22 protein-coding genes and 1 tRNA gene are annotated in these 25967 nt (G+C 44.0%); 11 read left to right on the forward strand and 12 right to left on the reverse strand.

Going from position 1 to position 25967, the window contains the following annotated elements:
- Positions 1–23 precede the first annotated feature (23 nt).
- The 3 genes from trpC to F6K49_RS02860 all read right to left on the reverse strand — a co-directional run bounded on the left by trpC (position 24) and on the right by F6K49_RS02860 (position 2667).
- Entirely contained in the window at positions 24–914 is an 891-nt protein-coding gene (gene trpC, locus F6K49_RS02850) for an indole-3-glycerol phosphate synthase TrpC (protein WP_364301183.1), read from the reverse strand.
- A 104-nt stretch (positions 915–1018) separates the two neighbouring features.
- On the reverse strand, positions 1019–2449 hold the full coding sequence (gene lpdA / locus F6K49_RS02855; protein WP_293020125.1) for a dihydrolipoyl dehydrogenase: 1431 nt from the start codon (positions 2447–2449) through the stop codon (positions 1019–1021).
- A 23-nt stretch (positions 2450–2472) separates the two neighbouring features.
- Positions 2473–2667 (reverse strand): hypothetical protein, encoded by a 195-nt coding sequence (locus F6K49_RS02860; protein ID WP_293064854.1) that lies wholly within the window; start codon positions 2665–2667, stop codon positions 2473–2475.
- Between the two features lie 480 nt (positions 2668–3147).
- Between F6K49_RS02860 and F6K49_RS02865 the strand changes: the two genes are divergently transcribed.
- Positions 3148–3684 (forward strand): jacalin-like lectin, encoded by a 537-nt coding sequence (locus F6K49_RS02865; protein WP_293020127.1) that lies wholly within the window; start codon positions 3148–3150, stop codon positions 3682–3684.
- 366 nt (positions 3685–4050) lie between these two features.
- Here the strand turns inward: F6K49_RS02865 and F6K49_RS02870 are convergent, their stop codons facing one another.
- Positions 4051–4830, reverse strand: a complete 780-nt coding sequence (locus F6K49_RS02870; RefSeq protein ID WP_293020128.1) for an RNA methyltransferase — start codon at positions 4828–4830, stop codon at positions 4051–4053.
- Between the two features lie 17 nt (positions 4831–4847).
- Positions 4848–4931 (reverse strand) — tRNA-Leu (locus F6K49_RS02875).
- 320 nt (positions 4932–5251) lie between these two features.
- Here F6K49_RS02875 and murA point away from each other — a divergent pair.
- Positions 5252–6652, forward strand: coding sequence for a UDP-N-acetylglucosamine 1-carboxyvinyltransferase (gene murA, locus F6K49_RS02880; RefSeq protein WP_293020129.1), 1401 nt, complete (start codon positions 5252–5254; stop codon positions 6650–6652).
- 72 nt (positions 6653–6724) lie between these two features.
- On the opposite strand, the gene F6K49_RS02885 is transcribed toward murA, so the two are convergent.
- The 3 genes from F6K49_RS02885 to F6K49_RS02895 form a co-directional block, all read right to left on the reverse strand.
- Complete coding sequence (locus tag F6K49_RS02885; RefSeq protein ID WP_293094035.1) at positions 6725–7639, reverse strand: TIGR01777 family oxidoreductase; 915 nt, start codon at positions 7637–7639, stop codon at positions 6725–6727.
- A gap of 102 nt (positions 7640–7741) precedes the next feature.
- A complete protein-coding gene (psb28, locus tag F6K49_RS02890) occupies positions 7742–7957 on the reverse strand; it encodes a photosystem II reaction center protein Psb28 (RefSeq protein ID WP_293094040.1) in 216 nt (71 codons plus the stop codon).
- A 47-nt stretch (positions 7958–8004) separates the two neighbouring features.
- Positions 8005–10095, reverse strand: coding sequence for a caspase family protein (locus F6K49_RS02895; RefSeq protein WP_293094045.1), 2091 nt, complete (start codon positions 10093–10095; stop codon positions 8005–8007).
- Positions 10096–11222: 1127 nt separating this feature from the next.
- On the opposite strand from F6K49_RS02895, the gene F6K49_RS02900 reads away from it, so the two are divergent.
- The 5 genes from F6K49_RS02900 to F6K49_RS02920 all read left to right on the forward strand — a co-directional run bounded on the left by F6K49_RS02900 (position 11223) and on the right by F6K49_RS02920 (position 17761).
- The gene (locus F6K49_RS02900; protein ID WP_365939903.1) at positions 11223–12392 is read left to right on the forward strand and encodes a transposase; all 1170 of its coding nucleotides are present in this window, start codon (positions 11223–11225) and stop codon (positions 12390–12392) included.
- A gap of 609 nt (positions 12393–13001) precedes the next feature.
- On the forward strand, positions 13002–13316 hold the full coding sequence (locus F6K49_RS02905) for a tetratricopeptide repeat protein (RefSeq protein ID WP_293018245.1): 315 nt from the start codon (positions 13002–13004) through the stop codon (positions 13314–13316).
- 543 nt (positions 13317–13859) lie between these two features.
- Positions 13860–14093: a hypothetical protein gene (locus tag F6K49_RS02910; RefSeq protein ID WP_293018244.1), complete on the forward strand. Its 234-nt coding sequence runs from the start codon at positions 13860–13862 to the stop codon at positions 14091–14093.
- A gap of 293 nt (positions 14094–14386) precedes the next feature.
- Positions 14387–17566 (forward strand): filamentous hemagglutinin N-terminal domain-containing protein, encoded by a 3180-nt coding sequence (locus tag F6K49_RS02915; RefSeq protein WP_293094051.1) that lies wholly within the window; start codon positions 14387–14389, stop codon positions 17564–17566.
- A 57-nt stretch (positions 17567–17623) separates the two neighbouring features.
- Positions 17624–17761, forward strand: a complete 138-nt coding sequence (locus tag F6K49_RS02920) for a hypothetical protein (protein ID WP_293094059.1) — start codon at positions 17624–17626, stop codon at positions 17759–17761.
- Here the strand turns inward: F6K49_RS02920 and F6K49_RS02925 are convergent.
- Together F6K49_RS02925 and F6K49_RS02930 are read right to left on the reverse strand one after the other, a co-directional pair.
- Positions 17721–18530 carry a TIGR03943 family protein gene (locus F6K49_RS02925; RefSeq protein ID WP_366514119.1) on the reverse strand — a complete coding sequence of 270 codons (810 nt, stop codon included), beginning with the start codon at positions 18528–18530 and terminating at the stop codon, positions 17721–17723. The two genes, F6K49_RS02920 and F6K49_RS02925, sit on opposite strands and share 41 nt — an antisense overlap.
- 342 nt (positions 18531–18872) lie before the next feature.
- A complete protein-coding gene (locus tag F6K49_RS02930; RefSeq protein WP_293018236.1) occupies positions 18873–19874 on the reverse strand; it encodes a permease in 1002 nt (333 codons plus the stop codon).
- Between the two features lie 272 nt (positions 19875–20146).
- On the opposite strand from F6K49_RS02930, the gene F6K49_RS02935 reads away from it, so the two are divergent.
- Positions 20147–21520, forward strand: coding sequence for a hypothetical protein (locus F6K49_RS02935; protein ID WP_293094066.1), 1374 nt, complete (start codon positions 20147–20149; stop codon positions 21518–21520).
- On the opposite strand, the gene F6K49_RS02940 is transcribed toward F6K49_RS02935, so the two are convergent.
- The gene (locus F6K49_RS02940) at positions 21506–21694 is read right to left on the reverse strand and encodes a hypothetical protein (RefSeq protein ID WP_293094072.1); all 189 of its coding nucleotides are present in this window, start codon (positions 21692–21694) and stop codon (positions 21506–21508) included. The genes F6K49_RS02935 and F6K49_RS02940 overlap by 15 nt on opposite strands.
- A 166-nt stretch (positions 21695–21860) precedes the next feature.
- On the opposite strand from F6K49_RS02940, the gene F6K49_RS02945 reads away from it, so the two are divergent.
- The 3 genes from F6K49_RS02945 to F6K49_RS02955 all read left to right on the forward strand — a co-directional run bounded on the left by F6K49_RS02945 (position 21861) and on the right by F6K49_RS02955 (position 25023).
- Positions 21861–24233 carry a glycosyltransferase family 39 protein gene (locus F6K49_RS02945; protein ID WP_293094079.1) on the forward strand — a complete coding sequence of 791 codons (2373 nt, stop codon included), beginning with the start codon at positions 21861–21863 and terminating at the stop codon, positions 24231–24233.
- Positions 24234–24523: 290 nt separating this feature from the next.
- Positions 24524–24886: a four helix bundle protein gene (locus tag F6K49_RS02950; RefSeq protein ID WP_293018231.1), complete on the forward strand. Its 363-nt coding sequence runs from the start codon at positions 24524–24526 to the stop codon at positions 24884–24886.
- Complete coding sequence (locus F6K49_RS02955) at positions 24883–25023, forward strand: hypothetical protein (protein ID WP_293018229.1); 141 nt, start codon at positions 24883–24885, stop codon at positions 25021–25023. Before F6K49_RS02950 ends, F6K49_RS02955 begins: the two co-directional genes overlap by 4 nt.
- A gap of 663 nt (positions 25024–25686) precedes the next feature.
- On the opposite strand, the gene F6K49_RS02960 is transcribed toward F6K49_RS02955, so the two are convergent.
- Positions 25687–25941 (reverse strand): hypothetical protein, encoded by a 255-nt coding sequence (locus F6K49_RS02960; RefSeq protein WP_293094085.1) that lies wholly within the window; start codon positions 25939–25941, stop codon positions 25687–25689.
- Positions 25942–25967: the final 26 nt, after the last annotated feature.

Consider the following 25967-nt stretch of genomic DNA (forward strand, 5'->3'; position numbering starts at 1 on the left):
TGACTATTTTTTTGGGCTATGGGTCACTGATGGCTAAACAAGCTGGCAATAGCAACTGCTGGGTCTGGCTGTTTTACCAATGACTCACCAATGAGGACGGCTGTGGCTCCGGCAGATGCTACCTGATCAAGGTGAGCGTTGGTATGAAGCCCTGATTCACTGACTACCAGAATGCCACGTTCGAGTAGTTGGTTAGCCCTTGCTGCTAGTAATTGACAGGTTGTTTGTAAATCGACGGAAAAATCTTCCAAGTTACGATTGTTTATACCTACTAGGGTAACTCCATCGAGAGATAATACTCGATCTAATTCAGATTGGGTATGGACTTCGATCAAGGGAGTGATCGACAGAGTCTTAGCAATTTTGATAAAGTATTGCAGGTCTTGATCGGAAAGGATGGCTGCAATCAGTAAAACTGCATCTGCTCCGTGACTACGAGCCATGTACATTTGGTAGGGATAGATGATGAACTCCTTACACAGCAAAGGCAAGTCTACAGCAGCACGAACTTTTGCCAGGTTTTCCCAACTACCCTGAAAGAATTTTTGATCTGTCAGCACTGAGATCGCACTAGCACCACCTTGGCTGTATGACTGAGCAATGGCTACTGGGTCAAAATTTTCTCGAATAACCCCTTTGCTAGGAGATGCTTTTTTGATTTCTGCAATCAGGGCAGGGCTAGTCTTTCCTGATTTTAGGGCTGCTAGAAAGTCTCGGGGGGGTGGTGCTGTTTGTACTCGCTTACGCAACTCCACTAGAGGCAGACTTTCCCGCATCTGGTCAATTTCTTTCTCTTTGTGCCAGACAATTTCTTCGAGAATATGGTGGGGTTTATCGTCTGGTAGTGCAACTTGATAGTGCAGGGTTTGGATTTTAACTGCTGGATTAGGTGGGCGTCGGCGAATTTGCATCAGTAGTTTTATATAGTGCGTGAGTGCGTCAGTCCCTCAGTGCGTCAGTTTCTCAGTGCGTCAGTTCCAAAATCCTTTGTTAATTAGCAATTAACAAAGGATTTTGACTAATGAGTTACAGCTCGTTTGTAAGCTTCGTCGAGTACTTCTGACAGAGTGGGGTGAGCATGGACTAAGTAGGCGAGGGAGTTGACCGATTGTCTGTTTGCGATCGCATTTGAGGCTTCGTGAATTAAGTCGGAGGCGTGGATACCTAGGATGTGGACTCCTAGGACTTCCCCGGTATCTTTACGGTAGATCACTTTCGCTACCCCATCTGCTTCTCCTTCTGCGATCGCTTTAGAATTCCCCTTAAAGTATGATTTTACAATGGATACTTCAAAGCCTTCTTCGGAGGCCAATTTTTTGGCTTGTGGTTCGCTTAGGCCGACGTAGCTGATTTCTGGATGGGTAAAGGCGGCTGCGGGTATGCTGCGGTAGTCTATGGTGCGCTGACGTCCACAGATATTCTCTACTGCGACAATACCTTGAGCGGATGCGGCATGGGCTAACATCATTTTCCCAGTGGCATCACCAATTGCCCAAAGATGGGGCACGGGTTCCCCTGCTGAAAGTACTGCCATGGTGTCATCTACGGGAATATAACCGCGCCGGTCTGTTTCCACTCCTACGGCATCTAGTCCTAGGTCTTTGGTGGCGGGAATCCGACCTGTAGCGACCAGGCAAGCATCGACTTCGAGCACATCGACTACTTCCTTGGTTTTGGTATCTGCTAGTTCAATTACTACCGGGGAACCGGGAGTTACTTTCATCGCTAGCACCCCAGTGTGGGTTTCAATGTCCCGAGGTTTGATCAGGATGCGTGTGGCTAGTTTGGCAATATCAGGGTCAAAGGTTGGCATCAGGTCGTCTAGGGCTTCGATCATGGTGATTTCAGACCCTAGTGCTGTGTAGACATCAGCAAACTCTAGACCAATGTAACCACTGCCCACGATTGCTACCCAATCTGGCAGCCATTCTAGTTTGATGGCATCATCACTGGTAAATACGGTTTTGCCATCAATCTCAATTCCTGGGGGTACAAAGGGAATTGAACCAGCGGATATCATAATATCTTTGCCAGTGATAGTTTTTTCGCCATTGTCTGTAGCAACGGTTACTTTTTGATGTCCAGCTACTTTACCCCAGCCTTTAATAATATCCACACCCAAGCGTTTTAGGCTGTTGGTCAGGTCACCACGAATCTTACTGACTAGATTGCTGGCATGATTTGCGATCGCATTTCGGTCAAACTCAACCCCTGCTACTTTAATCCCAAGGGCATTGAGATGATGAGCGTCCTGTAGCTCTCGCACTCTACCTGATGCGGCTAATAGAGCTTTAGAAGGGATGCAGCCCCGGTTGACACAAGTTCCGCCCATGTCAGCGGCTTCAATAATAGCGGTTTTCAGACCACAGCTAACTGCGTGTAAGGCAGCACCATGACCCCCCACACCAGCACCGATAATCAATAAATCGTAATCAAAGTCTTGACTCACATCTATCTCCTGAGTTAGATTGGCTATGCTTCGTCCTTATTATTTTCAACTTGAGCAATCCAGGATTGCAAGTGCTCAACTATTAAGATTGGGAGGGTGAAGTATGAAGTATCTAGGATCGCAAAGGGAACAGGGAACAGGGAACAGGGAATCGGGAACAGGGAATCGGGAATCGGGAACAGGGAACAGGGAACTTCGGACGTGGGAACACGGAACACGGAAAAACTCCTGTGTACCTCATTAGGCTAGAAACCGCTATAGAAAAAATTTTAGTTAGCTCCAATACCTTAATTGTTATTAGTTACAAGTCATAACTAGAGATTTTTTTAAACTTACTTAAGTTAGATGGGGTGTATGTCACTTATGCAGAGCATTTGTACTCAAGCTATCGCCCCTTCATGGCTTTTAGCTTGCTCATATATAGCATTTGTATTTGATATTTCAAGCTGTATGGTCTTTTTTTATTGAACCATAAAACCCCGAATCTGTTTCCCCTCTTGCCTCTTGCCTCTTGCCTCTTGCCTCTTGCCTCTTGCCTCTTACCATTGAAATCTTGAGCATATATTGAGCCATAATATGTCAAAAATAATATTTTTTTTATAAATCTAAATTTTTTTTAAATAATTCAATATTTTGGCTAGCATACCTGCTAGATTCGGGTGGGTTACAAATCCTTTAAAAGATTGAGGTTTTAAGTAATGTTTAAGCGATTTTTTCAGTTTATTGGACTATTGGCTGCAGTAGTCTTGCTGAGCACAACTCTAGGGGTTTCTCCTGCCCAAGCCCAAGTTATTGAAGGCCCTGTAGGACGGACAACCACTGAATTTTATAATTTCCCTGAGGCCAGCACATTAGGTCCAATTACTGAAATCACGGTTCATCATGGGTGGATTATTGATGGCTTCAAGGTAAGTTATGCCAATGGAAAATCATTTCAGAATGGAGGTACTGGCGGCGGAGAGACCACCATCAATTTTAGTGCAGATGATCCATTAGTAGAAGTAGATGGTTACGTTGCAGACTATTCATATGCTGGCAACAAACCCTTAATTGCCCAATTAACATTTAAGACTCTTAAGGGCAAGACCTATGGTCCGTTTGGTACTATGCAATCAACATCAAACCGAAAGCCATTCACTTTAAAAGCTGCCCAACCCACCATTCAATCATTCTTCGGCAGCGCCAGTGGCTATCTCACTTCTTTGGGAGTCTATATCGACACCGGGTGTGAATAAACTGGGGATAGTTATCATCCGTATTCCCATCTTGTTGGGTAACCGGGGATAGTTCTTAATAAACCCTACTTTATTGTTTTTTTGATAAGGCAATTATTTATATAGTGTTTTTGGAATTCCAAGAACACTATTTTTTATAGAAATCATAAAATTATAGCAGAAGTCAGAAGTTTGAAGTCAGAAGTCAGAAGTTAAACTAGCTTTGTATCTAGGTTTGAGGAAAAGTGACTGTCCTAAACTAGGCTTCGACTGCTATAGATGCCTTTAAAGTAAGGTGGTTTGACTACGCTGGTTGAGTTTTGTGTAAGCTTATGCTTACAGTTTTGTCAGTCAACCAGCCCACCTAAAACTTGAGACTAAATACTTTCAAAAACGTTGCCGTTTAGCTTCGTACAACATCAAGGCAGCAGCAATCGCTACATTTAAGGATTCTACCCCTGGCATCAGGGGAATCTTAACTTGCTGATCTGTGGTGTTTACTAACTCTTCCTTAAGTCCAGCTGCTTCATTGCCCAGGAGTATTAAGCTAGGACAGCGCCAATCTATGTCCCAGTAACTGACCTTAGCATCTGGTACTGTGGCCACTACTTGTATCCCTTGAGCTTGAGCTTGAGCTACGAGGGTGGGCAAATCCGGGGTAACTGCCATGGGAAGACGGAACCACTGACCAACTGAGGCTCGCAATACTTTAGGATTATCTAGCTCTACACTATCGGAACTTAGCCACAATCCTTCTGCACCAGCAGCTACGGCAGTTCTAATGATTGTTCCAAGATTTCCTGGGTCTTGTATGGTTTCTAGGGCTAGCCCTAGGGAGAGGGAATTGAGGGGTTTAGGGGAAAGGGGAAGACGGGTTGCTGTGGCTACTACTCCATCTGGCTCAACTGTAGTAGCGATCGCTTTTAGTACAGACTGACTTACCACTTCCACTCTTTGAGACCGAACGGAAGCATCTTGGGATAGTTGTGGATGAGCTTCAAGCCATTCTGGTGTATAGCAGAGGGTGACTAGGGGATAATCTACGGCACAGGCTTCTGCCAACAGGTTGGTTCCCTCCAACAGAAATAGGTCTTGCTGCCGACGTCCTTTTACTCTGTGCAGCTTCCGAATTTCCTTGACTAGGGGATTCTTAGTGCTTGTCAGCATACAAGTCTGGCTAATTATGCGGAACCCGGGACTTGAACCCGGAAGTCCTTGCGAACACTAGAACCTGAATCTAGCGCGTCTACCAATTCCGCCAGTTCCGCGTTTGTTGGCGCTATAGCAATCGCTGGTGATTCCGATAGTGGTCAGTTCTGATTCAGAACTGTCACGGTTGAGGATTAAACTTAGGGTTGCTATAGGGTTTGCTCTATTAGCTCACCGGTTTTTTAGTATACAGCATTTACTGGGATTTTGGACAAGAAACTTGTCGATAGCCGCAACGCCTGCAAATTTCCCGGTTTACATTGCCAACTACTGAGTATAGTGGAAAACCTGACATTCGATCAAGATACGTGGAAAACTAGACATTTAAAAACTTTCAGGTAAAATCAAAACCAAATTTAACATTTCGCCAGAAATTGCAATGATTTTGGAGGATAGACCCATTAATCACTCTCAAAGCCCGATAAATCCCCAATCTCTGTCCCAGGAAAACGAATCGGTTCTCAAGATTTGGGGTAGAGCGTCTCTCCACGGACAGGTAAAAATTAGTGGAGCTAAAAATTCTGCCTTGGCAATTATGGCAGGGGCTTTACTGTGTTCTCAAGATTGCCGACTGCGTAATGTGCCTTCCCTAGTAGATATCGAGCGGATGAGCCAGATTCTTGCTGCTGTGGGAGTGAAGCTCAAACGCAATGGTGACATCTTAGATTTAGATGTCAGCCATATCGGACAATCAAAAGCTCCCTATGAGTTGGTTAGCCAGCTGCGAGCTAGCTTTTTTATCCTTGGTCCGATGCTAGCGCGATTGGGAGTGGCACGGATACCACTGCCTGGTGGCTGTGCGATTGGTGCTAGACCTGTAGACCTCCATGTCAGGGGTCTACAAGCGATGGGCGCTCAAGTTCATATTGAGCATGGGATTGTCAATGCTTATGTGAAAGGAACAGGTAACAACAAGCTAAAGGGGGCAAAAATCTACCTGGATTACCCCAGTGTCGGGGCAACGGAAACTCTGCTGATGGCAGCGACTCTGGCAGAAGGGGAAACCACCCTTGAAAATGCTGCTCAAGAGCCAGAAGTGGTGGATTTGGCGAATTTCTGCCGAGCAATGGGAGCTCAAATTAGTGGTGCTGGTACTAAAACTATTAGTATCTCTGGGGTTTCTAGTTTACATTCGGTGGATTACCCGATTATTCCTGACCGGATTGAGGCTGGCACTTTCTTGGTAGCTGGGGCAATTACCCACTCTGAACTGAGCCTTTACCCAGTAATACCGGAACATTTAACTGCTGTGATTGCTAAGCTACGGGCAATTGGTAGTGAGGTGATGGTGGAAGAACCCAATCGCTTACGAATTATTCCCAATAAACTAAGGGCAACGGATATTGAAACTTTGCCTTATCCTGGATTTCCTACGGATATGCAAGCCCAGTTTACGGCGTTGCTGGCTCTGAGTGAAGGAAACTGTGTGGTTAGCGAAACGGTTTTTGAAAATCGGCTGCGTCATGTTGCCGAATTGAATCGTATGGGGGCGGATATCCGGGTTAAAGGGAATAATGCGATTATCCGAGGTGTGCCAATGTTGTCGGGAGCACCAGTAGTGGGTACGGATTTACGGGCATCTGCTGCACTTGTGGTCGCTGGGTTAGGGGCAGAAGGAATAACTACGATTCAGGGACTCCGTCATTTAGACCGGGGTTATGACGATTTGGAGGGTAAACTCCGACAACTTGGTGCTAGAGTAGAACGGGTTCCGGCTCAGATAGAGGAAGAGGAACTTCCTCCGACTCCCACTAATGCTATGACTGCAACACAGAAGTAGTCATACTCATTAGTCATTAGTCATTAGTCATTGAGAAATTGTTAATTGTTAATTGTGATCAATTTTCAATTTTCAGTTTTCAGTTTTCAATATCTCTACTAGAGCTTGCTTTACTGTGGAATACTGATATTCCCATCCATAACTAGTGGTTCGTTTGGGTAGCACCTGTTGACCTTCCAAGACTACTGTGGCTCCTTCTCCCAGCAGGGCTTCTAGGGCAACACTGGGAACTGGTAACCAGGAGGGACGATTGAGAACCTCTCCAATGGCGTTACATAGTTCGGACATCAAGACAGGATTGGGGGCTGTGGCATTAAAAATCCCTTCCATGTCTGGTCTGGTTAGGGCAGCTATGATTAAGTTCACTACATCGTCTCGGTGAATCCAAGAAAACCATTGGCGACCGGTACCGATTGGCCCTCCAGCAAACATTTGAAAGGGGGGTATCATTTTGGCTAAGGCACCGCCATTGCCCAAAACTATACCGAGGCGCAGTATCACTAGTCGTACATCAGCTTCTTTGACTTTCTGGGCTTCCCCTTCCCAGGCTTGACAAACCTCTGCCAGAAAGTCGTCTCCAGCAGGACTTGTTTCATCAAAGGTTACTGTTTCACTAGTGCCGTAGTAACCAATGGCAGAAGCGTTTACTAATACCGTGGGTTTAGGGTCAGCAAGAGCGATCGCTTCCACTATTTTTTGGGTACCTAATTGGCGGCTATTGAGGATTTCTTGCTTACGGGCTGCTGTCCAGCGCTCTTCAGCAATGGGGGCTCCGGCTAAATTGACTACACCATCACAGCCTGCGATCGCATTTTGCCAATCCCCTGATTCGGTGGGAGTGTAGGCAATAGTTTCTATATTAGGAAATTGCTTCCTAGCTTTAGCTGAATCACGGGTTAAAATTAAGGGTTGATGTCCTTCTTCTTGTAGACGCTCGACTAAGCGGCTACCGACAAATCCTGTTGCTCCAGTAATTGCGACTTTCATACTTCATCCTTGATACTTGATATCGTGTCTGATAGCACACTTATGGCTTAGGTTAACCTGGGACGGAACCCAAAGACCGGGGGAAATGTGTAGGATGGGTAATTATCCTTCAGTAGATGGTTTGCTTTCACCGTAAGCCATGCCATTAGCTTGAGCGTACCGATTCATGAAGCGCATGAAGCGTTCCCAATGGTCGTCTTGATCAATTTCAACTTTACACTCCACTCCTGCTAGCTCATCTCCTTCTGGACCACCGAAGCGAAATTTTATTGAGGATGGAGTCATATTAATGACCCCTTCTTCGTCTGTTAAGACCATTGATTGAGAAAATCGGTTTCTATAACTGTTGAATTGTTCAATAGCCTTTAANGATTTTTCTCTTGTTGAACCCAATGCCGTAGCTTTTCCCATCCCCGCACCAAAGCATCATGGGCTGGTTCTACATAAGGATTACCATCAGTATCTTCTCCTTTCACCAATAACCGTGCATTGGTAAAACGCTCAATTACTTCCTTCACTAAACCATTTTTCTGAGGCGGATATTCTAGTTCTGATAAAAGTACGCGCCTACGGGCTAACTCACCCCCAGTCAGGGCAACCATCCGCAACATTACATGACGGATAACTTGCTCATAAGCGGGGTTTTCTTTAACTAGCGCCTGATATTCCTGATCAGCCCTTTGAGTTAGCGATCGCATTACTCCCCCCAATTCCATATAATCGGCTTGAGTCAAGGCCCGATCAATAGTGATTCCTCTATATTGTGCCTGCCGTTGTCGTTTTAAATATTTTAAATAAAGTTCGCTCAAGGCAAAAGACAGCAGGGGCAATGCTCCGGGCATATCCGCCACTTCATTAATCAATTCTTCTACAAGTTCGTGGGGTTGAAAATACATTACCCGTGCTTGAGCCGGTTTCTCAATCGCTTCCTTGAGTTCCCCTCGTGTCATCCCTGGTACAATAAATCGTCTGCTGTGCCAACGATTTTTAAGCACAGTATTTCCCAGGTTATAGTCTGTGGGGACAAACTTTAAGCCAGCATCCCTGACTTGGGGTTCAAAGTCAGACCGTAGGGTTAATACTACCCGTAATTTATCCCCATGGGCATTTATGGCTGTGAGTATCTGTTGGAAAAACTCTTTACGCTCATCTAAGTTTTGACAGAGTGTAATAATTTCTTCGCTTTGGTCAATAAATAGTAATAACTTAGAGTTGGGGTTATTTTTTGCCCAAACATCAATGCTCATTGCCAGGTTATGCTGGGGGTTTTGGGCTGCTACCTCTGGTAATTGGGCATCCCTTAAAGCCTTATTTAACCCTTGTAAGGGAGTCTCACCAGGACGGATGGGTGGCAAAATACACCATGTCTCGGTATTATCTTGCCGTAGTTTGGGAATTAATCCTGCCTTGACCAAGCTAGATTTACCGGAACCGGAAGCACCCAACACCACTGTCAGGGGATTAGCTTTGACAAAATCCTGTAACTTTTCTACTAATTCAGTTCTACCGAAAAACAGTGAACTGTGTTTCTCGTCAAAGGACTTTAAACCTCGGTAGGGATTTTGTGACTCATCCAATGGTGGTGCTGGTGGTAAATTAAGTTCATGTCCCGGAGAAAGAAAGATATATTCTCCCTTATCGTGCTTATTTAAACACCAAATACCAGGGGTTTGTCGTATCCGGCATTTTTCTGTGGGTATTTCGACTCGATCCCGTAAATGTAAATATAATTCTGTTGCTGTAATTACCCCATCTCCAGCCGGTTTACCATTTTTGGCGGGAGGAATTATATCTGCTGCACCTTCGAGGGCTTCTAATAATGCCGCCGCAAAAGGGGAATGATTGCCGACTTGACCGCGTTCGCTATCTAAATAAAAGTTATCGAGGGCTTTTTGGTCCGAGGCTGAGGAAGTAATAATTTGCCAGGCTGGGTCAGTAATAAAACGGTCATAACGCTCTTGGTGAATTACTTCTGGCGATGTTAGTAAATCCCTGGTGCTTGACCATTTAAAAGCACCAGCAAAACAGCAGTCTAGGATACCCAAGAAATGACGACAGGGTAATTGACTTAAAGCATCGTGTAACTTGGTCATGGGCAGATAACTATTAGTATCCCCCAGTTTGGCATCTTGAGGAATTAAGTAACCCGCCGGGCCATCATCCCCATTGAGAGCGACTCCATGACCAGCGAAGTAAAATAATAAGCGGTCATTTTTAGTGACTTGTTCTGGTAAAATATGAAATAAAAATTTGTGGAAGTTAGACAGAGTTGCCACTTCGTCTAAGCATACCCAGACTTGGTAATCATGCTTGGTGCGGAGAATTTCTACTAGTTTTTTGGCATCGTTTACGGCGGTGTTCAGGGAGGAAATGCCGTTTGTGTAGTTATTGATGCCGATGATAAATGCGAGATTGCGGGAGAACATATAGCAGTTGGCAATTTTATTAACTGCCAAATTATGGTTTTTTATTCAACAGGAATAACCCCTTATTAAGGGGCAGATATGTTTCAAAATTCGTAAGCATTTAGCTAAGGCAATACCTGCTAAATGCTGAGGGCTAATAGCCGATTTTTAAGTATCTATAAACTTATCTGGCTAACCCCCAAAAATTATGCATAAAATTTTCAAGGGTGGCTATCCCACAGGACTTACCCACGAACACTCTTAAGTCCCCATCTTCCCCCTATCGCCACACTCTTGCCCCTGTTACCTAGGTAAAAATTATTCCTATTACCAATTACCAGGCTTCATGGATAAATTGAACGAAATTGTTGGCTTCTCTAGGGCTAATGCTAATAAAGATAACCAGATAGATAATTAGCATTAGGCTTAATGTGTTGAACTCTTTCATTTCTATTTTCCTCAGATTAGTTAGTAATTAACTTAGTGATTGACTTAGTGATTGAAGGGATCCTCGTAAGGATTAGTAAGTATTCAGCTATCAACAGCTGATAGCTGGCAAGGGTAGCTTTTAAACTAGCCCGTTAGACTTAGGCTCAATCCTGACATTGCTGTCGTTGATAAATCTCCAATTAACAAGCTCTAATCAACTTCTTCTTCTTCTAGTTTTGTAGCTTTTTAAAGTTTTGACAGTACCCTTGTGGGTACTCTTCATGCTGGAACGATTAGCTTTTGGACTGTAATTACTTAAAATCCCCATTTCTACCCAAAGCTGAATAATCAGGTACACTGGATTTTTTACCGATTCCCGATTCCCAATTCCCGATTCCCAATTCCCGATTCCCGAACCCAATTGAGAACTGTTATATTGGGTGGCATGGGCCCTTACAGCATTGAACTTGCTATCTGCCTAGCTTATAACTCCCTTGGATTGTGCGGTCGTTTTCTTTTCTTTGTTATTCTTATTACTTTTTTCTCTGTTCACCGAGAAAAGGGGGTTCGGGGGATGAGAAGCTCTTGCCTTTAGGTATAGGAAGGGATAATCCCCCAGAGCCAACCGTTCGCGCAGCGTGACATGCAGGTCAAGGGTTCAATACCCTTGAGGTTGGCGGCGAGATCTTCGGGAATATCCAGAATCTTGGTGTAGAATAAAATATATAGTCACCTTTGAAGTGATGGAGATGGTAAACACAGTATTAACAATAGTTTGCAAGATTCAACCGACCCCTGAACAAGCCGATAAAATTGAGGCGACACTCGAAGGGTTTGCGGATGCTTGTGCCTATACCAATAATGCTGTTAAGCCGTCCATAACCAGTAAAAACGCCATACAAGCTCAGGTTTATCAATACATTAGAGAAACCTATGACTTAAGCGCCAATTTAGCAGTAAGAGTTTGTGGACGTGTGGCTGCAAACAGAAAAACTGTTAAACACAAAAACAAGCCTGTATCAAAATTCAGTCCCACTAGTGCTGATTATGATTCAAGGATTTTTAGCTACAGGGAAAAAGAGCAAACTGTTAGCTTAACTTTAGTGGGTGGTAGAGAGAGATTCCTTTTGGAGATTGGGAATTATCAAATTGGCAAACTCAAAGGGAGAAAACCTACATCGGCTCAGTTATGCAAGCATCGTGATGGTCAATATTACATCCATATTCAAATAAAAAATAAGGCTCCTAAACCCCAAAAAACGAAAAAAGTAATTGGGGTAGACTTAGGTCGCACAGATATTGCTGTTACCAGCGAAAACCACAGTTTTTCTGGTAAGCAGGTAAACGAGATTAGAGACAAATTTGCTAGGGTCAGGAAACAAATTCAGCACAAAGCCTCGAAGGGCACAAGAAGTAGTAGGCGCAAATGTCGCCAACTTCAGAAACGGCTATCAGGTAAAGAAAGACGTTTTCAGACTTGGGTCAACCACAATGTAAGTAAGGCCATCGTAGAATCGGCAAAATCTCAAGGGGCAGTGATTGCCTTGGAGGATTTGACAGGTATCAGGGAAAGAACAAACCTCCAGCCAAGATCTAAAACTGAAAAAAGAAGATCCAACAATTGGGCATTCTATCAACTTCGCGAATTTATACAATATAAGGCTTTAGAGGCTGGAGTAAAAGTTATCTTTGTTAATCCTCGTTATACTTCCCAGACATGCCATCAATGCCTACACATCCATCCAATTAAGGGTAAATCTTACAGGTCTCGAAAGCGCTACAAATGTGGTGCCTGTGGATGGAATGGGGATGCTGACTTTAACGGTTCTATGATGATTAAATTATTGGGGCAGAGCGTAACCCTGCCCGGAGGTTCGTACTTATCCTGTTCTCTAACAGATATTGTACAGGGCTACTAAAAGCCCCTGGCATAAGTGCCGTGGGGATTGGTTACTCTACCCTGATAGGATGTCGTACTGGTCGTTAATTGTAATAGAGGTTATTACCTCTATTACAATTAACGTGTTATTCAGGGCTGATTGACTGACAAAACTCCTATAAACTATGGTGTCGCTGCTATCCCGCTAGGGGTTTTACCCCTAGCTAATCACTCAAGTCTGTTAAAACGGACTAGGGATAAAGGGTTGGAGTCGGTTGAAACCGACCTTAGCTATGAGCTGTGGACTTAAATCCATGGCGGGTTTGATAGCAAAGCCCAATATTTTTCAGTGAACCAGTATTCAAAGACACACTAGGCAAGACTGAAACCTGATGTTTAGATGCCCAAAACCCGCGATTTTGGGGATTGGTCAAGAACATCTCAATCGGGTGCATCTCATATTTGAAAATGTTCTGTAGGGTGCGTTAGGGATGGACTAGCCCTGATTTTCGCATTAGCCAGTATTGGAACAGTCCATCCCGTAACGCACCACCACGTTAAACAACATGCATTGAGATGCACCCTCTCAATCGGTAGCTACAGAGTAGTTTGTAGCTGCCTACTAATTGAAGTAGCAATAGGTAAGCCAATGGGAATTTTTAAGCCACGTCAGCAGCCAAAAGAAACCAATGCTCAAAGTGCTAATTTTTACTACTTTAGAGGAATTAGCCATGTAGTGGTGGGCAAATTTCAAGCAGCCATTCTGGAATTGAATGAAGCGATTGACATTGACCCCAACCATGCTGCTGCCTATGACAACCGTGGGATGTGCCTTCGAGAATTAGGAAAGCATCAAGAAGCCCTAGCAAATTTTCAAAAATCAGCGGAAATTTATCATAAACAGGGTAAAAATACTGATTATCAAAAGATAATAGCCAAAATTCACGACCTTCACTCACGGTGATTCACTTAAGCCTGTGTAGTGAATGGTAACTGGTAATAGTTGTGTAGGGTGGGAAATTGTAACGGGCAAGATGCCCGTTCCACCAAGATGCCCGTTCCACCAAGATGCCCGTTCCACCAAGATGCCCGTTACACTAATATGCCCGTTCCACTAATATGCCCGTTCCACCTACCGGGTCAAACAGCTTTTAGCAGATGCATCCGTAGGGCAAAACAGTGCTATCAATGAATCGAAATCGGTATCTAGTTCAGGACTGACACAAAACTGGGCACTAAGCGCTACAAGAAGTAGGGTAAGTTAATAACGCACCCTACAGATAAGGTGAATAGATAGGGTGACTACAGAAGTTCTAAATTCTTACTCTCGGCTTTTTCATAAATTTTCAGAAAGCGCCTGATTAACTAATGGGTTGTTCAAAGACTATGCAGGATTGGCGACCCTCGCCAAGGGCATCTATTGATTAAGTCATTTAACAATTATTTGTCAAATGTTATTGGTCTTTTTTTATTTTTACAAAGTTAATTATAAATTGACTAATGACCAATGTTGGATTATTACTTGAAACAAAAGCACCCAGTCATGCAACTTGGTAAAATTCTAGTCCGTAAACGACTTATTTCTCCTATTCAACTCAATACGGCCCTTGAAATCCAGTCTTTAACTGGTATAAAATTAGGAGAAATTTTGGTAACTAAAGAATTGATTGAATCTCAGGATTTGGAGCAAGCACTGTTAGAACAATATTGGCGAAAAAATGGGTTTTGGGTGATTGACTAATACTCCTGGGTATAATTAAAAATTAAAAATTAAAAATTAAAAATTAAAAATTAAAAATTAAAAAGTATTCTGGTTTTTGATAGCTTTGAATACTATAGCGTTTCTAGGACTAATGAGGTACATAGGATTGTTTAACTCTTGGCTCTTGGCTCTTGGCTCTTGGCTAATCCCTCTAGTGGCCTACGGCCTCAGTCCCTGCTCCCTAAAAACCCAGAACGAAAGTACCTAACAGCAATTGCAAACCGCTGTATAATTACCGAGAAGTTATCTCAAGCAATGACTTGAAGCTGAATATGGCAGCAGGAAAGCTGGTGCTCACCCCCACTGCAGCAAGGGTCAGGGCAATATCCCTCGCCCTAAGTGGGGTAACCTTAGCCATTTCGGGAAACGGTGTTTTGGCCGACTATGCCTTGGCTGAAATAGTTCCGGATGGGACATTGGGTAATGAATCCTCTGTGGTGATACCTAATACCACTGTCCGAGGAGAAATAGCCGATAAGATCGAAGGTGGCGCAACACGAGGTGCTAACCTATTTCACAGTTTCCAGGAATTTAATGTCGGGGAACTGCAACGGGTTTATTTTGCTAATCCTTCTGGAATCGAAAATATTCTAACCAGGGTAACTGGGGGGAATCTATCCAATATTCTAGGGACTTTGGGAGTAGATGGACCAGCAAATCTGTTTTTGCTCAATCCCAATGGCATTGTGTTTGGCTCCCAGGCAAAATTAGATGTAGCTGGTTCGTTTTTTGCGTCTACTGCTAATAGCTTGGTATTTGGTGATGGGCTGGAGTTTAGTGCCACATCCCCACAAGCCCCGCCACTGTTAACGATTAATATTACTCCAGGATTGCAGTATGGTAAATATGACCCCAGGACAACAATTACAAATGCTGGGAATTTAGCTGCTGGAAAAGACTTGACCCTAGCAGCAGGCAATCTCGATTTACAGGGTCAACTGGATGCTGGTAGGAATTTGACTCTGTTGGCAGAAGATACAGTCAACATCACCGATAGTGTAGCGCAACCGTTTAAAGCGTACTCTGGTGGTTCGCTACTGATTCAGGGAAATCAGTTAATTACTATTGCAGCAAAGAACCATTCCGATAGTGGTTTATTGGCTGGGTTGGATTTACGGTTGCGCTCTGCTAATCCCATCACCGGAGATACTAACTATACCGTTGGCGGAAATATCATCATTGAGCAGTTGGATGGTAACCCAGGAAATTTCATCAGTCCCAATGATCCCATTATTCTGGCCAATGGGGATGTCAGTTTAGGAAACTATACCGGAGCATCACTGCATATTTTGGCAGGAGGTAGTGTTACCGTTGGTGACATCGAAATTAACTCTACCGATACCGGGGATAATGCGATTAGCCCTAGTAACTCCAATCCGTTTTTGGCTAGTCTGGCTAATGTCACCTTGTCGGACGAAGCGAGAACCTCTGTAGTGATTGATGGCAGTAAGCGACCTACTTTAGATATCCGTGCTGGCATAGATTGGACATTACTCGGCGGTTTTCCAGGAAATACCGATAGTGGTAACCTTGCGCCTAACTTTGGCAGTGCTGCTACTAGTGCAAATATCGAAATTGGTGAGGTCTCGATTAATGCTCCCAATGGACTGGTATTGTTAACGAATCAGTATCAAGCTAACCAATCCTTAGTTAGTGAAACCCTTAAAATTAGTTCGCTTCTGACTGGTGACGGTACGGATAAAAATAACTTCAATACCTTGAAGAGCCAGACATTTTCAGGGAATGGTGGCTCGGTCTTTATTGATTATCGCGGCGGGATTGAAATAACCGAACGCATTGATGCCTCTTCTGCTTCTGGGACGGCAGGGGATATTACTGTGATTACAAATGATGAACTATCTCTTGACAAAAGTTTCATTCTTAGCAATACCTTTGGCACCGAAAAAGCTGGGGATATTACTATCGATACTGGTTCACTCGTTGCCAAAGGTGGTGCTCAGATCGAAACGAGTACCTTTGGTAAAGCAGATGCTGGGAAAATTACCATTGTTGCTGATGATACAGTCACCTTCGACGGATTCGCACTACAGCCAGAGGATCGGGACATATCTGATCGAGCAACGGGTCCAGTCAATATTATCAGAGAAGGGGCTGAAGGTAACAGTGGTGGTATTTCGATTACCACAGGTTCCTTGTTTATAACTGGTGGGGCTCAACTCCAAGTCAGAGTTGGAGATCGACAGACCAATGACGAATCCAATGACAAATCCGTTGGTAACTCGGGGGATATTGAAATTTTTGCCCGTGATACAGTTTCCTTTGGCCCCGGGCAGACCGAATTTGGTGGTACTGCCGTCACTAGTATCGAGGATGAAGGTGAGGGTAAGGCTGGTGATATTAAGATTAAGGCAAGGTCAGTTTCTTTAACTGTTGGTTCACTGCAATCCAACACCCAAGGGCAAGGGAATGCGGGTAACGTAGAGATTATCGCTACAGAGACAGTCACCTTCGACAAAAGTCCTAATTCTATCCTCAGTAGGGTTAACCCAGAGGGTAAGGGCAATGGCGGCGATGTTCACATAGAAACTGGGTCACTTTTCCTCACCAATGGTTCTCGTATTATTTCTGAGACACGAGGCACAGGAAATGGCGGTAACGTCACAATTAAGGCACGGGATCAGGTGATTTTCGATGGGGTAGGGACTGAAGATGATCCTCTGTGTGATGATATATGTCCCAATGGTGTGTTCAGTAGTGTCTCATCAAAAGCGATGGGAAATGGTGGAAACATAGATATCTCAACTAATCAGCTCATACTGCGAGGTACCGGCAAGATTTCTGCTGAGGCTTTTAAGAATCAGAATTTCCCACAAGTCAAGGGCGGCAACATCGATATTGAGACCGAATTACTGATTGCCTTTCCCCCAACTCCTCCTGATGGTAGCGATATCCTTACCAAAGCTCCAACGGGTCAAGGGGGTGATATCACAATCGATGCCTTCACCATTTTGGGTGATATTGAAGAGCGCCCAGCCACTGATGGCAATAGCACCAATGATCTAGATGCCACTGGTAGTATAAACGGTAATGTAACTCTCAACATCACCAATGACTTCCTGGAGCGCGAGCCAAACAGCTTACCCACGGAACCGGGCAAAGCTCAATTTTACCAGCGCTGTCAACCAGGTAATAGCTCTGGCAGTAGGTTTATCAATACTGGACGTGGCGGCATACCCCCTCGCCCAGGTGAAATCAGCAGCAATACCCTTTGGGAAGATATACGCCGTCCCACTGCCCGTGGACGGTATCGCTCCCGTACGGCATTGGTGAAGCCCCCCGTTAAGCCCCCCACTACCCCTAAGCCAAAACGGATTATAGAAGCTCAAGGCTTGATGATTGATGCTGATGGCAATATCTTTCTGACTGCTTATCCCACTACCGTGACACCGGATGGGTCTTGGCGGCTGTCTGGAGAGTGTGGGCACAGGTAGTGTGGGGAGATGGGGAGTGTGGGGAGATGGGGAGAATTGAGGTAAATTTTAAATTCAATGTTCACAACTCCGACTCCCTACTCCCTACTCCCTACTCCCTACTCCCTACTCCCTACTCCCTACTCCCTACTCCCTACTCCCTACTCCCTACTCCCTAATAATAATAAGGATTTTTCGGTTCAGGAATTTTCTTAATCCCACTGGCTTCAATCACCAGCTGGCGTCTATCATCCAAGGTTTCAGTAATCATTTGACCTTCAACCTCGATCCAGGTATCGGAGGGATAATCATTACGGTTTTCATTAAGTTTTACTGGCAAACCCAAAGGATAAGCGTCAGCAGCACAACAGGTAATCACAAACCGGGAAATTAAGAGATGGTCTGGAGGGAGATTAGGAGCAATTACTACAAAACCATCTACTTTGACTTTTTGACCGGTATAAGCATCTGGTTCAGGATAAACATTCAAAAGCTTGATCCATTCAATTAGGGTGCGCTTTTCAGGATTGCTAGCACTGCGAAAGGATTGCGGTTGCGATCGCGTTATGGTGGGGGAGTCGGCTATACCCCGGTGTAGGGCGGTTTGGCTAGTAAATGCCTTGGGTGTCACGATTAAACCAACCATTGCCGTAGCGATTAGGAAGCCACTACTCCAACTAGGGGGAAATAAAGTTGTATGTTGAACAGCTGGTCTAGTTACTGCCTTACCTAATCGGTGTTTACGCTCTAACTTCAGGAGTTGGGATAACCTCAACCCTGATATTAACAATAAAATTATACCAGTGATAACTACCAAGCTAAAGTAATTGGGATGAATTAACAAACTTAACTCACCAGTTAGCCAGGATTTCAACAATAAAACTCCCCATAACGCTAAGGAAATTACTTCTGAAAGAGGAATTGACCAGTTTCTCCTGTAAGAACTTTTTCTGGACAAACGTCCTGAATGGTTAGATGGATTCATAATTAACAAGTCAATTGATTGTAGGAAGATTTAAAATTTAATCTAGGGAGTCGGGAGTCGGGAGTCGGGAATCGGGAGTCGGGAGTCGGGAGTCGGGGTTAAGAGATTGAGGCGGGGGCGCGGGGATTGTGGGGATAGGTGAGACATTTTGGGAAACCTTTATTACTGGATTCAACACGTCTGTTAAAATTACTCGTGACCCTTCATCCTTAATAATTCATCCTTCATAATTTAATTCCATAATCAGGTACACAGGATTTTTTCCCAATTCCCGATTCCCGATTCCCGATTCCCGACTCCCGATTCCCTACTCCCTAATCCCTACTCCCTACTCCCTACTCCCTAACTCACATACAAATTAAGAAACAAAGTCAATAAAAATGTTAATTGCCCTGCTATTAGAAATAGGTAAATGATTGACTTGGTTTTAAATACAGATAACAGTAAACCGATGGCTTTGATGTCAATCATTGGTCCGAAGATTAGAAATGCTAACAACGAGCCACTGGTGAAGGTTGAGGCAAAGGCGAGGGCAAAAAATGCATCGACAGTGGAACAGATGGATACTACAGCGGCCAATAGCATCATGGCCAAAATAGACATCACTGGTCCTTGACCGAGGCTAATGATAATATCACGGGGGATAACGACTTGAATGATGGCTGCGATCGCACTACCTAAAACTAGGATTGAGCCTAGCTCCCGAAACTCTTGTATAGCATTTTCGACAAAGAGCTGTAGTCGATCAGATAAGGGTTTAGTATTTATGTTCTGGCTAACGGGTGTGTTTAAGACATTAGCGTCTAAGGGCAAAGGTGTACCAGATTGACCGAGTAAATATGAGCCTGATTGTAGTAATGCTGGCTTATCCTCAGCAAATTTCCTTGGTCTAGAGCGAAACACTGCTCGTTGCAGTAGGGGGCCTAAGTCTTTCTGAGTACTGAAGACACAGCCGATAAAGATGGAAATACTTAAGGAAAATAAAATTCGCAATACCCAGATTTCCGGCTGGTCTCGAAAGGCTACCCAAGTTGACCAAATTACTACAGGATTGATGGTTGGGGCTGCGAGCAAAAACCCAATTGCTACTGGTGCTGGTGCTCCCTGGCTCAGCAACCGCCTAGCCACTGGCACATTACCACACTCACACACTGGGAACAAAAAGCCGACACAACTACCAAAAACTGCTCCTAGAAAGGGGTGGCGAGGCATACTAGCAATTAGCTTGCGCTCATCCACAAAAAACAGCAATAAGCTGGAGAGAATAACCCCCAGTAGCAAAAAAGGTGTTGCTTCAACCAACAAACTCAAGAATAGGGTGAAGGCGTTGTTGAGCTGATTCATGCATTTTCCTATTTATGCTTGAGCAACGTGTTAAGCAAGAGAAAAATCAAAGGTCAAAGGTCAAACACTAGTCTAGGGCAAGGCTTTTGGCTACCAGCGATAGGCAAATTTAATCGGGAATACCTTACCTGATACCAGATGATTCTTTTCTTTTCTAGCATAGAGGCTAGCTGTTTCCCCGTAGGGTGGCGCTTAGCTACACTTCATGAGAGGGTTGGGAATAGGTGACAGTGTTACTATCCTTGTTACTATCCTGATGAAAGGGTAAGCCAATGTCTGACCTAAGCAAAATAGTATACCCTAATCTTGACCTATTCCTCTACGATCTACGGGAAGGTCTAGGGCAAGACCCGGAAATTATTGATCACAACCGTGAACGATTCTGGCAAAGAATCTATGGTCATGCCGAGGGTGATGAATCAGACCTGATCCTAGAGCCAACGTTACTGGCTAAGCTGAAACAGGCAGAGCGCTCAGAATCTAGTTTGGTGGAACTATTGGGTGCTGATGTGGTCAAGCATTTCGAGCGTCCTTTGGAAGGCTACTACTACCCTATCCAAATTGGTAACACTTACGCCCTTCAGGTGAACTGTTCCGGAGTCTATGCTGATGGTATCAGACAATCCAACCATTCCCCCCAACCCATTACAAATATTAAGAAAATCCAAGGGGAAATTCTTGCCCACATCAATCACCAACCTGGAGCAATTGGTCAAACTTGGATCATGTGGGGTCAACTGTGTGACCGTGATCAAGACCCTACACAAATTGCCCTAGAATGCTACAAGCAACTGGTGTCTCAATCCGACTGGTCAAGAGACTTCCAAGCCCAAGGCAAAGTGCTAGGGGGGACTTTATTTGAATTTTGGCGTCCTCCCGCCGATTGGTCAGAGCCAGAAGCGATCAAGCACAACCATCATTTGTTAATCTGGTTGTTTCCCAAAAAGCGGTCTATTGATTCTATCATCGACACCATTACTGGCATTTATATAGACTTAATTTACCTATTGTATTATCGTAACAAAATTCTTTGGGCTTATGGTGAAATTAACAGACCACTAGCAGAACTTAAAGCTGATCTAGTCTCAGTTAAAAGTACTATTGATCAGATCAGTATGTTACCCCAAAATACAGTCAAATTAAGGGAAATACTAAGCAATAATCTCAACCTATTGTCTCGTTATGCTACTAATTTAGGGAGGCTGGATTCCCAAACCCAAACCATTAAAACCAATATCGAAGATTACCAACAACGATTGATTAAATTAAAACAGGTTTATCAACGGAGTGATTGGCACATTCTGGGAGAGTTTAGGGATTTAGCAGCTAGCCAATATCTGCAACAATTGGAGATGGAGCATGGCAGATTAAAGTCTGGTTTAACCTTACTAGAAAATCTAATTCGGACAGTAGATGGCATGACCCAAACTTACCAAACTCAGAGTAATCGCAGCTTACACCAAAGCATTGCTCTGGCTGGTGTGGGAGTAGCAACCAGTAGCATTACCGCTACTGTCCTAGTTAAACAACAACCCCCTGATAATAATAGTATCTTTATAGTAACACCAGCTTTTGCCTGGAGTATTCTCACTGGTGCGATCGCTACTCTGGTAATGTGGATAATTTTACGGTTATTTAGTCGTTAAGGGAATAGGGAATAGGGAGTAGGGAGTAGGGAGTAGGGAGTAGGGAGTAGGGAGTAGGGAATCGGGAATCGGGAATCGGGAGTCGGGAATCGGGAATCGGGAGATGGAGAGATGGGGAGATGGGGAGATGGGGAGATGGGGAGATGGGGAGAGCAATTGAAGGCTTTTGAACAAGTGGATAGATCTAAAATTTCAATGCTTATTAACTTAATAAGTTTCTAGGTTTAATAATTATTAAAATGCTATCCAAATTTTTGATTGATAACTGTTTTTTTAATAAAAGGCATTATTATTGACATAATTAATCCAGTAATCAACGAAAACAAATAAGGAATAAAAATTGCTAAAAATTGAAATCACTAAGCTCAATTATTCCCGATTCCCTACTCCCGATTCCCTACTCCCGATTCCCGATTCCCGATTCCCGATTCCCGATTCCCGATTACCTGTTACCTACTCCCTACTCCCTACTCCCTACTCCCTTTCCTTTATGTACTTAAAAAAATCCCAAACTGTTTTATTATTGCTGCTGTGGATTACGATTGGGGCTTTGCTGCGCTTTGCTGGTCTAGGGGTTTTACCTCCTTGGACTGATGAATGTGCGACAACAGTATTTAGCTTGGGCAACAGTTTTTACTCGTTACCTCTGAATCAGTTTATGGGAGTAGAAACGCTATTAAGCCCACTGAAACCGTCTCCTGAGGCTGGCATTAGTGATGTTATTCATTATTTATTAACGGAAAGTACCCATCCGCCAGTTTATTTTGCTCTGACCCATCTGTGGTTGAAACTATTCCGATTAGAGGATGGTATGGTTTCCATTTGGGCAGTGCGATCGCTTTCTGCTTTATTGGGAGTAATCTCGATTCCAGCTATCTTTTGCCTAGGTCGGCTGGCCTTTCGCTCACTATTGGTAGGTCACATAGCAGCAGCAATGATGGCTGTGTCCCCTTTCGGGATTTTCCTAGCTCAACAGGCTCGTCATTATACTCTGGCTATTTTGCTGGTGATAGCATCTCTGGGTTGCTTGGTGAAAGCGGTAGAGTTAATCGACCGTGGTGAACGGTTGCCCAGTTGGCTAGGGTTAGCGTGGGTGGGAGTGAATAGTCTCGGGATTGCTACCCATTATTTCTTTATCCTGACTTTAGGTGCGGAAGCGATCGCATTATTCGGACAAGCTTGGCGAGAAACTCAGCAAGACCGACTAGCTTTGATCAAACCTTACTGGTGGCGGATTTATGGAGTGGCTATGGGTTCCTTAGCGGGATGTTTAGTGTGGATACCGGCCTTACAAGCTATTCATGATAGTCCCCCTACCCAATGGATTTATAGCCAAAATGCGATCGCACGATGGATTGAACCCATAGGACGATTCTTACTATGGCTGTTCAGTATGGTGTTACTGCTACCTTCTTCTTTCTATGACCTATCCCTAGGAATTATTATTGTTTCCGGTATAGTTACTTTAATCCTAGTGATTTGGATAGTATCCCGTCTCCGCTATGGACTGAAATTACAGCAACTCGATCACCATAACCGTTTCGCTATCACCATCCTAAGGGAGTATGTCTTAGCAGCAATTGGGTTATGTTTAGTCTTGACCTGGGGTTTCGGTATAGATTTAAGCACAGCCCCTCGTTTTCACTTCGTCTACTTTCCAGCAGTGATCCTCTTGGTGGCAGCAAGCTTAGGTGGTTGTTGGAATCAGATTAGACTTGTTGCAGTTTTCAAGGGATCCCCCCTAACCCCCCTTATTAAGGGGGGGAAAGAGTACGGAAGTCTTAGTCAGAGGCAGACAGAGCTGGGATCCCCCCTAACCCCCCTTATTAAGGGGGGGAAAGAGTACGGAAGTCTTAGTCAGAGGCAGACAGAGCTGGGATCCCCCCTAACCCCCCTTATTAAGGGGGGGAAAGACCTTAATAAGGGGGGGAAAGAGGAGGGAGTAGGGAGCAGGGAGCAGGGAGCAGGGAGCAGGGAGCAGGGAAATGGAACAAAATCCGATGTACCTGATCGGGATGACAAAGGGTATACAGCAAATTCCGCCCCCCTAACCCCCCAAGCGAGGGATTGCTCGCTTGGGGGGGAAATTGAGTCAAAGTCCCCCGCCCCCCTAACCCCCCAATTCTGGGGGGAATTAGCGGATGCTTCGCTTTTTGACAGATGGGGATTTAGGGGGCTTGCAGCTAAAGGCAGTGAGGTCAATTCATCTGAAAAAGGCTATAAGTCTTACTTTGGCAAAAGGATAGTGGTAGCGGTCTGGTTGATTGGGCTGTTGGGTGGATTAGTGACAGTCTCGAATCTTGGTTATCTTCAAAACGAACGCCCGGATCTATTAGTGTCTATTGTTAAGGAAGCAAGTGAAGCACCGGTTGCGATCGCAACGACCTACAAACACCATGGACAGACCGGGCGCATGATGGGATTAGCTTGGGGATTGAAAGGTATGGCTGTTGCTAATGGTTCTAATGGTAATTCCAAGGATTTTCCCCAATTTTTCTTAGTAGATCGTGACCGGAATAGTTCCAGTTACGAGGATTCTGTCAAACAATTGCAACAAAAATTAATGGAATTGCCACGACCACTAGATTTATGGTTAGTCAATTTCCGTACCAAAATTGACCTAGACTCTCAGCAATGTTTTCGAGAAAAGCGCTCTCGAAAGTGGGCTGGTCAATACAGTTATAAGCTTTATCGATGTGTTGGGGAAAGCTGAACATAGGGGTTTCAGTTAGGTGAGGTAGATTTTTTAGGGAGCAGGGAGCAGGGAGCAGGGAGCAGGGGTAATAAAATTTAATGTACCTCATTTTTTTAGGGAAAGTGCTATAACTAGCATACAGCGGTTTGCCATTCAGTTAGGTATAAAGTTCTGGGTTTTTAGGGAGCAGGGAGCAGGGAGTAGGGAGCAGTGAAGAGGGAAGTCATAAGACGGAAAACAATCCTGTGCACCTGATAGTTATGCAAACCGCCGTAAACACTATACTCTATAAATAAATAAGTTTATAAATGTCAAACATTAATAATTTTAAAGACTTAATAATTTGGCAAAAAGGCATGGATATAGCCGAAAAGTGTTATTTATTAACTAAATTTTTTCCTAAAGATGAATTATACGGCATGGTTCAACAAATTAGGAGAGCTGCGGTATCTATTCCGGCTAATATAGCAGAAGGATATGGGAGAAGGTCAACCGCTGAGTACGTCAGATTTCTTAATATTGCCCAAGGCTCAATTAACGAATTAGAAACACATATTATTTTATCTTCTAGAGTAGGCTTATCTAAGCAAACAGATATAGAAGTAATTGTTTCTTTACTTAAAGAAGAAAGTCGAATGATTATTGCTCTTATTAAAAAGCTAGAACAATGACTTCTGTTTCTCCTTCCCTGCTCCCTGCTCCCTGCTCCCTGCTCCCTGCTCCCTGCTCCCTAAAACCCAAAAAATTGTACTTTACTAGCTTAAAAACCGCTATACCATGGATAAAGATACTAAATTTGCTTTACTAGTTATTGCTATTCCCCTGTGTGGGTTAATTTATTGTGGGTCAGCAATAGGACTGATGGTTTACAGCGAATATGTAAGAGAACATCCCCTGACATTTGGTACCCTTTTCCTACTAATTCCCTTCGCGACCGGAGCATTCATTTGGCTGAGAGCTTCCGCTAAAGCTTATCAAGGAAAGGGAATAGGGAACAGGGAACAGGGAACAGGGAGTAGGGAGTAGGGAGTAGGGAAATGGCATCAACAATTCTCACAATTCCTCAACTGATTACTATACCCTACTGAAAGACCAAGGGCGAACAAAATTCAACCTTAATAACCTTGGCCAAAAGGCCACGCTACGCGAACAACATCCTAATCTTAAACCTTCAACATCCTAACCTTCAACCTTCAACATCCTAACCTTCAACCTTCAACATCCTAACCTTAAACCTTCAACATCCTAACCTTCAACCTTCAACATCCTAACCTTAAACCTTCAACATCCTAACCTTAAACCTTCAACCTTCAACATCCTAACCTTCAACTCCAAAAAAAATAGCCGCAGAAATCTTTTCCACGGCTAGAGGTTTTGATGATGACTACAATTTTTCAACCAAACCTAAACACAATCCCATGTGATGAGACCTAATGTTTCGGCCAGGGGGGTTACCCCCCCCTAAATTAGTTTAATCGATAATCAGGTATTTGGTCATCATCGTGATGAATTCCCCTGAGATGCCAGTGGGCTGAAGGGGGCTCCACTCGGAGATTTCCGCGTAACGCAGCGCATATAGGGTATGCATGGTCTTGATTATTGCCTTACGTGATCCTTTTAAAATGTGCTTAACTGGGTATTTTTTTTGAGAAGGTTCCTGAGGAGTATTAGCGGGAGTAATCTCTTCAGGATTGTTGTTTTCGTTTGGGATAAACTCTTCAGTCATCGTTAAAACCTTTGTTTGAAGTTAAC

This window comes from Moorena sp. SIO3I6 (assembly GCF_010672095.1).